The organism is Achromobacter sp. LC458 (genome assembly GCF_001005835.2).
Lineage (GTDB): Bacteria > Pseudomonadota > Gammaproteobacteria > Burkholderiales > Burkholderiaceae_B > Achromobacter > Achromobacter spanius_B.
Window position 1 is genome coordinate 81,591 of the sequence record NZ_LBHW02000023.1, and the last position, 6,764, is coordinate 88,354.

8 protein-coding genes are annotated in these 6,764 nt (G+C 64.3%); 1 reads left to right on the forward strand and 7 read right to left on the reverse strand.

Annotated features, from left to right (window positions below):
- Positions 1 to 25: 25 nt before the first annotated feature.
- Positions 26 to 835: an alpha/beta fold hydrolase gene (locus tag YH64_RS19220; protein ID WP_046806158.1), complete on the reverse strand. Its 810-nt coding sequence runs from the start codon at positions 833 to 835 to the stop codon at positions 26 to 28.
- A 186-nt stretch (positions 836 to 1,021) separates the two neighbouring features.
- Between YH64_RS19220 and YH64_RS19225 the strand changes: the two genes are divergently transcribed.
- Complete coding sequence (locus YH64_RS19225; protein ID WP_046806159.1) at positions 1,022 to 1,519, forward strand: YbaK/EbsC family protein; 498 nt, start codon at positions 1,022 to 1,024, stop codon at positions 1,517 to 1,519.
- A 26-nt stretch (positions 1,520 to 1,545) separates the two neighbouring features.
- Here the strand turns inward: YH64_RS19225 and YH64_RS19230 are convergent, their stop codons facing one another.
- The 6 genes from YH64_RS19230 to tolA form a co-directional block, all read right to left on the reverse strand.
- Entirely contained in the window at positions 1,546 to 2,343 is a 798-nt protein-coding gene (locus YH64_RS19230) for an ABC transporter ATP-binding protein (RefSeq protein WP_046806160.1), read from the reverse strand.
- On the reverse strand, positions 2,340 to 3,383 hold the full coding sequence (locus YH64_RS19235) for an iron ABC transporter permease (protein ID WP_046806161.1): 1,044 nt from the start codon (positions 3,381 to 3,383) through the stop codon (positions 2,340 to 2,342). Before YH64_RS19235 ends, YH64_RS19230 begins: the two co-directional genes overlap by 4 nt.
- On the reverse strand, positions 3,383 to 4,069 hold the full coding sequence (gene ybgF / locus YH64_RS19240; protein WP_046806162.1) for a tol-pal system protein YbgF: 687 nt from the start codon (positions 4,067 to 4,069) through the stop codon (positions 3,383 to 3,385). The genes YH64_RS19235 and ybgF overlap by 1 nt, the downstream gene beginning before the upstream one ends.
- Positions 4,070 to 4,156: 87 nt before the next feature.
- A complete protein-coding gene (gene pal, locus YH64_RS19245; RefSeq protein WP_006217420.1) occupies positions 4,157 to 4,657 on the reverse strand; it encodes a peptidoglycan-associated lipoprotein Pal in 501 nt (166 codons plus the stop codon).
- 31 nt (positions 4,658 to 4,688) lie between these two features.
- On the reverse strand, positions 4,689 to 6,008 hold the full coding sequence (tolB, locus tag YH64_RS19250; protein ID WP_046806173.1) for a Tol-Pal system beta propeller repeat protein TolB: 1,320 nt from the start codon (positions 6,006 to 6,008) through the stop codon (positions 4,689 to 4,691).
- Positions 6,009 to 6,024: 16 nt separating this feature from the next.
- A partial coding sequence (tolA, locus tag YH64_RS19255; RefSeq protein ID WP_143215442.1) for a cell envelope integrity protein TolA occupies positions 6,025 to 6,764 on the reverse strand: 740 nt, incomplete at its 5' end.

Below are 6,764 nucleotides of genomic sequence, written 5' to 3' on the forward strand. Positions count from 1 at the left end.
AGGTCGGCGCGAACGGCTGCCGCTTTCAGCCGCCGATGAATTCCTGAATGGCGTTGTTGAACACGCGCGGGTTGCCCAGGTTCATGCCATGGGACGAGCCCACCACCGTTACGCGGTGCGCGTGCGGCAGCCATTCGGACAAGGCGTCCAGGACAGCCGGATAGGGGGCGGGGCTTAACGCCCCACCGATCAGCAGCGTGGGCATCTTCAGGGTGCCGATCTGCTGTGGCGTCAGCGCTTCCGGCCTTTCGTCGGCCTGGCCAAACAGCGTGCCGACGTTGTCGCGCACCATCTCCTTGAACCACGGCACCATGCGCTGCCACGTATTCGGCCCCGTCACGGTGTCCACGAACAGGGCCAGCCCTTCTTCGACGTCGCCTTGGCGGATCAGCGCCAATGCGCGTTGGCGAAAGCCGCCGCGCGCATCGTCGCCGCCGGGCAGGGGCAAGCCGGGGTCGGCCAGCGTCAGGCTGCGCACCGCGTCGGGCATGGCCAATGCCGCTTCCAGCGCGACGCGGCCTCCGCGCGAATGGCCCACCAGATGGGCGGGGCCGCCCGCCACGGTGTCGATAAATTCCAGCACGTCGGCGGCGTGTTGCTCAATCGAAAAGCCGTCGCCTTCACCGTCCCAGCTTTCCGGCCAATAGCGGCGCAGACATACCGCCAGCACGCGAAACGAGTTGCCCAGCGGTGCCATTTGCGACTTCCAGTAGCGGCAGTCGGACAGCGACCCGTGCACCAGCACCAGCGGCACGCCGCTGCCGTACTCGGTGTAGGACATGGCGTAGCCGCCGATCAAGGCGGTTTGCAGCGGAAGAACGGGTTCGGAACGCATGAGGGGCATAAACGGAAAAGCCAGGTCCGCATTCTAGCGTGGGCCATGGCAAGATCCCGCGCCAACGTCCGGCTACGCGCTGGAACGCCCGTGCACGCCCCGGGGGCGCCGCTGATAAACTCGTCATCGGCATTGAACAAGGCAGCGTCCGCAGCGCTGCCGCCCGTCTTTCATGGAGTCCGCACGATGTCCCCCGAATCGCTTGCCGCGTTGCCCGAATCCGCCCAGCGTGTTGCCCGCCTGTTATTGGAAATCGGCCATGACAAGCCGGTGGTGGTCCTGCCGCAATCCGGCAGGACGTCGGCCGAGGCGGCGCAGGGCCTGGGTTGCGAGGTGGCGCAGATTGCCAAGTCCATCATTTTCCGACGCGCGTCCGACAACGCGCCGGTGCTGGTCATCGCCAGCGGCGCTAATCGCGTGGACGAAGCGAAGGTGGCCGAACAGGTCGGCGCGTTGGCCAAGGCCGATGCCAAGTTCGTTCGCGACATGACGGGCTACGCCATTGGCGGCGTGTGCCCCATCGGGCATGCCGTCAAGCCGGTCATGCTGCTGGACGCGGATTTATTCAATTACGACAGTCTGTGGGCCGCCGCCGGCCACCCGCACGCCGTCTTCAACCTGACGCCCAAGCAGCTCGCCGACATGACGGGCGCGCCGGTGGTCGACGTCGCCCAACGCGCCTGAGCGCGCCTGAACGCGTCCACGGTGGGCTAACGGGGGCGTTCGTTAAGCCCGTCGATCAGCACCTGGCGTAGCCCGCGCGAACACGCTTCGACACGGCCTTGCACGCCATACACCGCCGCCAGGGATTCGGGCGTGATCACGTCGGCAGGCGCGCCTTGCGCGTGCAGTCGTCCGTGCTGGATCATCACCGCGCGATCTGCGTGCTGCAAAGCCACGTTCAGGTCGTGCAGCACGATAACGCTGATCAGCCCGTGTTCCTGGGTTTCTTGTTTGAGCAGCCGCATCACGTGAAACTGGTAATTCAGGTCCAGCGCGGACAGGGGCTCGTCCAGTAGCAGAACGCGCGGCTGGCGGATCAGCGCTTGCGCCAATCCCACCAGTTGCTTCTGGCCACCCGACAGCGCGTCCAGGTAATGCAGCGCAAGGTGGGCTATGCCCAGCCGCGCCAGCAGGCGGTCGATATCCGACAATTGCAGCGGCGGCGCCAGGGCATCGCGGCTGGCCCTGGCCGCCACCAGCACCGATTCAAACACCCGCAAGTGCACAGCGGCCGGCAGGCTTTGCGGCAGGTACACCATGTGACGGGCGCGTTCGCCCACGCCGAGCCGGGTCATGTCCTGGCCCTCCAGCATGACGCTGCCGCCGCGAGTGCGAACCAGCCCTGCCAGTGCCTTGAGCAAGGTGGACTTGCCGCTGCCGTTCGGCCCAAGCAGGGCAGTAACTTCGCCCGCCACCAGCGACGGGATGGACAGCCCATGCAGGACGTCCTCGCGGCCATAGCCCGCGTTCAGATCGTGTACGTTCAGGGCGGCTTGCCGCGTCATGGCAGTTGTCGGCGCAACACGACCGCCACGAAAAAAGGAATGCCGACCAGCGCCGTCACAATGCCAACCGGCACGACGACGCCTGGCATCAGGTTCTTGGAAACGACGGAAGCCAGCGACAGAATCAGCCCGCCCACCAGCGCGCTGCCGGGCAGGTAAAAGCGGTGATCTTCGCCGAACAGCCGGCGTGCGATGTGCGGCGCGACCAGGCCGATGAAACCAATGGTGCCCACGAATGCCACCGCCAGCGCAGAGAGCAGGCTGACACGCGCCAGCGCGGCAACCCGGACGCGGCGTACGTCCACGCCAAAGCTGGCCGCGCGATCTTCACCTAGCCGCAGCGCCGTCAGTTTCCACGACTGGCGCATTGCCAGGGGCATGGCCACGGCGATGGCCAGGGCCAGCACGCCGGCCGTTGTCCAGTTGGAGCGGGACAGGCTGCCCATGGTCCAGAAGACCAGGCTTTGCAGGGCCTCGGCGCTGGCCAGGAATTGCACCAGCGACACCAGGGCGTTGAACGAGAACACCATGGCGATGCCGAACAGCACCACCCCCGAGGTGTTCATGCCGCTCCAGCGCGCCACGACGTCCAGCAACAAAGCCGCAAACATCGCAAACAGAAAAGCGTTGCCGGCGATCAGCCAGGCGTCCGGAATGCCGGGCACGCCAAGCTGCAACACGATGGCCAGCGACGCGCCGAACGCGGCGGCAGACGAGACGCCCAGCGTGAAAGGGCTGGCCAGCGGGTTGTTCAAGATGGTCTGCATTTCGGCCCCGGCCAAACCCAGCGCCATGCCGACCAGCGCGGCCATCAGCGCGGAGGGCAGGCGTATGTCCCAGACAATGACGCGTACCGTCGCATCCGCCGACGCGGGCGTGGTCAGGGTCAGCCATAGCTCGCGCCATGGCAGGCCCGACGGGCCGATGGTGAAGTCAATCAGCAGCGCAATGAAAATCGCCGCCAGCAGCAGGGCGATAAGCCCCGCGCGGCGGCGCACGATGCGCCGATAGGCGCTGACCGCGCTTGCGGCGTTTGGCATTACTGCAGCAGTTGGAGGCGGCTCTTGGCCGTGCTGGCGGCTTGGGCGTTGGGGTAGTCGCGCACGATGCGTTGCAAGGTGGCCTTGGCGCCCGCGCGGTTGTTCAGTTCGATCTGACCGCCCGCGATGATGAGCAAGGCGTCAGGGGCGCGCGCGTTGTCGGGCGACTTCTGGACCATGGCGGTCAACTGTTCGATGGCGCCCTTGAAGTCTTTCATGCCGTAGCGGCTGCTTCCCAGGTAGAACTGCGCGCTGGGGGCCAGTTGGCTGTTCGGGTACAGGGCTGTGAAAGCGGCCAGCGATTCGGCGGCTTCCTTGTATTGGCCCTTGCGGAACAGGTCCATGGCGCCGTCATAGGCGGCTTGTTCCTGCGGATCGCCGGCGGCGGTGCCCGGCGGGTTGGTGCCGCTGGGGGCACCCGGCTTGGCGCTGGGCTGCTGGCGCGACACCAATTCGAGCTGGTCGCGCAACTGCGCGACTTCTTGCTGCAGGGATTGAATCTGATCAGCCAGTTGCAGCTTGGCCCGTTGGCTTTGCTCGTTCTGCTGCTGCACCTGCTGGCGCAAATCCAGGATGGCCTTGCGGGCCTCATCGTCGGAAAAAGCGTGGGCGGGCGCCGCCAATGCCGCAAGCACAAGGCCGGAGGCCACAATCAGAGGACGCAGGGACAGAACTTTATCGCGCATGAATATTCCCGGGTATAAAAACAAACGTCGGGACGGCCGGCTGACCGTCCCGACGCGTGGTAGGGCTCTTGGACTTAAGCGAAAAGCTTAACGCAGATAGTTGATATCGGCGCGGCGGTTTTCAGCAAAGTCGGCTTCCGACGTACCCGTCGACTTCGGCTTTTCTTTGCCGAAGCTGATGGTTTCGATCTGGTTGTCGCTGACGCCCAGCAGGGTCATCATGCGACGCACGGCGTCTGCACGACGCTGGCCCAGGGCCAGGTTGTACTCAGCACCGCCGCGTTCGTCGGTGTTGCCTTCGATCTTGACCTTCTGCTGCTGGTGCGAAGCCAGGTAGCGGGCGTGGGTTTCGACCAAGCCGCGGTACTGGTCCGACACGGTGTAGCTGTCGAAATCAAAGTACACCGAGCGCTGTTGCGCCAGGATGCTTTGGGGGTTAAAGGGATCAAGGATTTGGCCAGAGGCCGAAGATCCTTGGCCAGCGCCTCCGCCCTGACCCGCTTTATCGTCGAGAGGGACGGAGCTGCAAGCTGCCAGAGTGGCAGCCAGAGCGGCAATGGTCAGGCTTTTGGCAATGCGCGACTTCATGATAGTTCCTTTGCAAAGAGAGTCACACGTGTTATCGGGTAAATGGGCCCCAAGTCGGTTCACGTATTTCCCCGTTCAGTACCGAAAGCGTCTGCCGTACGCGGCCATCGCTCGAAACACCCGCAAGTACGCTACGTCCATTTTGGATGGCGGCGTAAAGGACTTGCATGCCATTCGGCGCGAAACTTGGCGACTGATCGTCACGACCATCAGTGATCAAGGATTCGGAGCCTGAGGACAGGTTCAACGACGCGATTCGAAACGCGCCGTCGCGTCTTGCAACGTACAGCAGCGTCGATCCATCGGGGGAAATTCGGGGTGATATGTTGTAACCACCATTAAACGTGAGGCGGCGAGCTTCGCCACCTGTCGAGCCGGTCTGATAGATTTGCGGCCCGCCGCTGCGGTCACTCGTAAAGATAATGGAAGCACCGTCTGGCGTAAAGGTCGGTTCAGTGTCAATCCCGGGAGAACGCGTAACTCGCGTGGGATTGGCGCCATCCGACGCTCCAACGATGTAAATTTGCGACAAACCATCGCGCGTCAGGGCCACGGCCAGCTTGGAGCCGTCGGGCGACCAAGCGGGTGCGCTGTTGTTGCCCTTGAAGTTCGCCACCGGTACGCGGGCGCTGGTAGCCAGCGTGTGCACGTAAACAACGGGCTTGCCGGACTCGAAGCTCACGTAGGCCAGCTTGGATCCGTCGGGCGACCACGAGGGCGAAATGATGGGCTCGCGCGAGCGCAGCGCAACTTGCGGGTTCTGCCCGTCGGCATCGGCCACTTGCAGTTCGTAGGTGGCACCCTTCTTCAGCACGTAGGCGATGCGGGTCGAGAACACGCCGCGAACGCCGGTGATCTTTTCGTAGATGCGGTCAGCGATCTGGTGAGCGACGCGGCGCAGTTCCTGCTCCGTGCCCGAAAATGCCACGCCATCCAGCTGACCTTTCTTGACCGTATCGGCCAAGCGGTAGCGGACGTCGTAGCGGCCATCGGCGCCACGGGTGATGCTGCCATATGCCAGGAAGTCGGCCCCTTTGCCGCGCCAGTCGTCATGGGCGATGGGGGAATCAACATTCAAGCCGGAGCCCGCGGCGTTGATCAGGCGGAACTGGCCCGTGCGGGTCAGGTCGGCGCGAATCACTTCGGCCAGGGCGCGGCCGTGGGTGTCGTCAACGGCAAAGTCGGCGATCGCTACCGGATATTGCGTGGCGCCGGTGCCGGAAATATCGACACGCAGTTGCGCATGGGCGGGCTTGGCGGCCATCAGGCACAGCGCAAGCATCAGCAAACCGAGCCCATACGATCGCCAGAGAGCGAGGAGGGAACCTCGTCGGCTATAAGCGGGAGTCATATTCATCAATCTCCTGTCAATCATACATTTTGTGCACTACGTCAATGAACTTGTCGTAGCCGCCCGTGGAGGGCTTGGGGAAGGGGTTGCAGCGGCGGATACCGGTTTCGACCGCGCGGTCGAATGCCGGGTTGCCCGAAGAATCGGTCAGGGTCACGCCGTTAACCTTCCCGTCAGTGCCTAACTGTACCCGGTATTGTGCGGTCGGATTGGCCGAGCCGTTGCGCGGCGGGGGCTGGTAAGCCACGCCGGGAAGGATGCAGGCGCGGACCTTGGCGGCGTAGCCATTGTCGCGTCCGCCGCCCGCCTGGTTGCGGTCTGCCGTGCCGCCGGGAATGCCGGCAGCGCCCAGCGCGTCGTTGCGGAATGCATCCTTGAGCGCCTTGTCGGCAGCTGCCTTCTTGGCGGCGGCGGCTTTCTCGGCAGCGGCCTTTTCGGCAGCGGCTTTGTCAGCGGCCGCCTTTTCGGCAGCAGCCTTGTCGGCAGCAGCCTTTTCAGCGGCAGCCTTCTTGGCGGCGTCTTCCTTGGCCTTTTTCTCGGCGGCAGCCTTGTCGGCAGCGGCCTTTTCAGCGGCCGCCTTCTCGGCAGCGGCCTTCTCAGCCGCCTGGCGTTCTTGCTCCAGGCGCTTCTTTTCTTTCAGTTCTGCCTGCTTGCGCTCTTCTTCAAGGCGCGCCTTTTCCTTGGCCTCAGCGGCCTGCTTTGCCTTTTCTTCCTGCTCGCGCTTTTTCTTGGCTTCCTGGATGGCGATCTCGGGAT

Bases quoted from the DNA above. Each gene is read 5' to 3' on its own strand.
- tolB (WP_046806173.1), bottom strand. From the start codon at position 6,008: ATGACTCCCGCTTATAGCCGACGAGGTTCCCTCCTCGCTCTCTGGCGA.
- YH64_RS19235 (WP_046806161.1), bottom strand. From the start codon at position 3,383: ATGCCAAACGCCGCAAGCGCGGTCAGCGCCTATCGGCGCATCGTGCGC.
- pal (WP_006217420.1), bottom strand. From the start codon at position 4,657: ATGAAGTCGCGCATTGCCAAAAGCCTGACCATTGCCGCTCTGGCTGCC.
- YH64_RS19230 (WP_046806160.1), bottom strand. From the start codon at position 2,343: ATGACGCGGCAAGCCGCCCTGAACGTACACGATCTGAACGCGGGCTAT.
- ybgF (WP_046806162.1), bottom strand. From the start codon at position 4,069: ATGCGCGATAAAGTTCTGTCCCTGCGTCCTCTGATTGTGGCCTCCGGC.
- YH64_RS19225 (WP_046806159.1), top strand. From the start codon at position 1,022: ATGTCCCCCGAATCGCTTGCCGCGTTGCCCGAATCCGCCCAGCGTGTT.
- YH64_RS19220 (WP_046806158.1), bottom strand. From the start codon at position 835: ATGCGTTCCGAACCCGTTCTTCCGCTGCAAACCGCCTTGATCGGCGGC.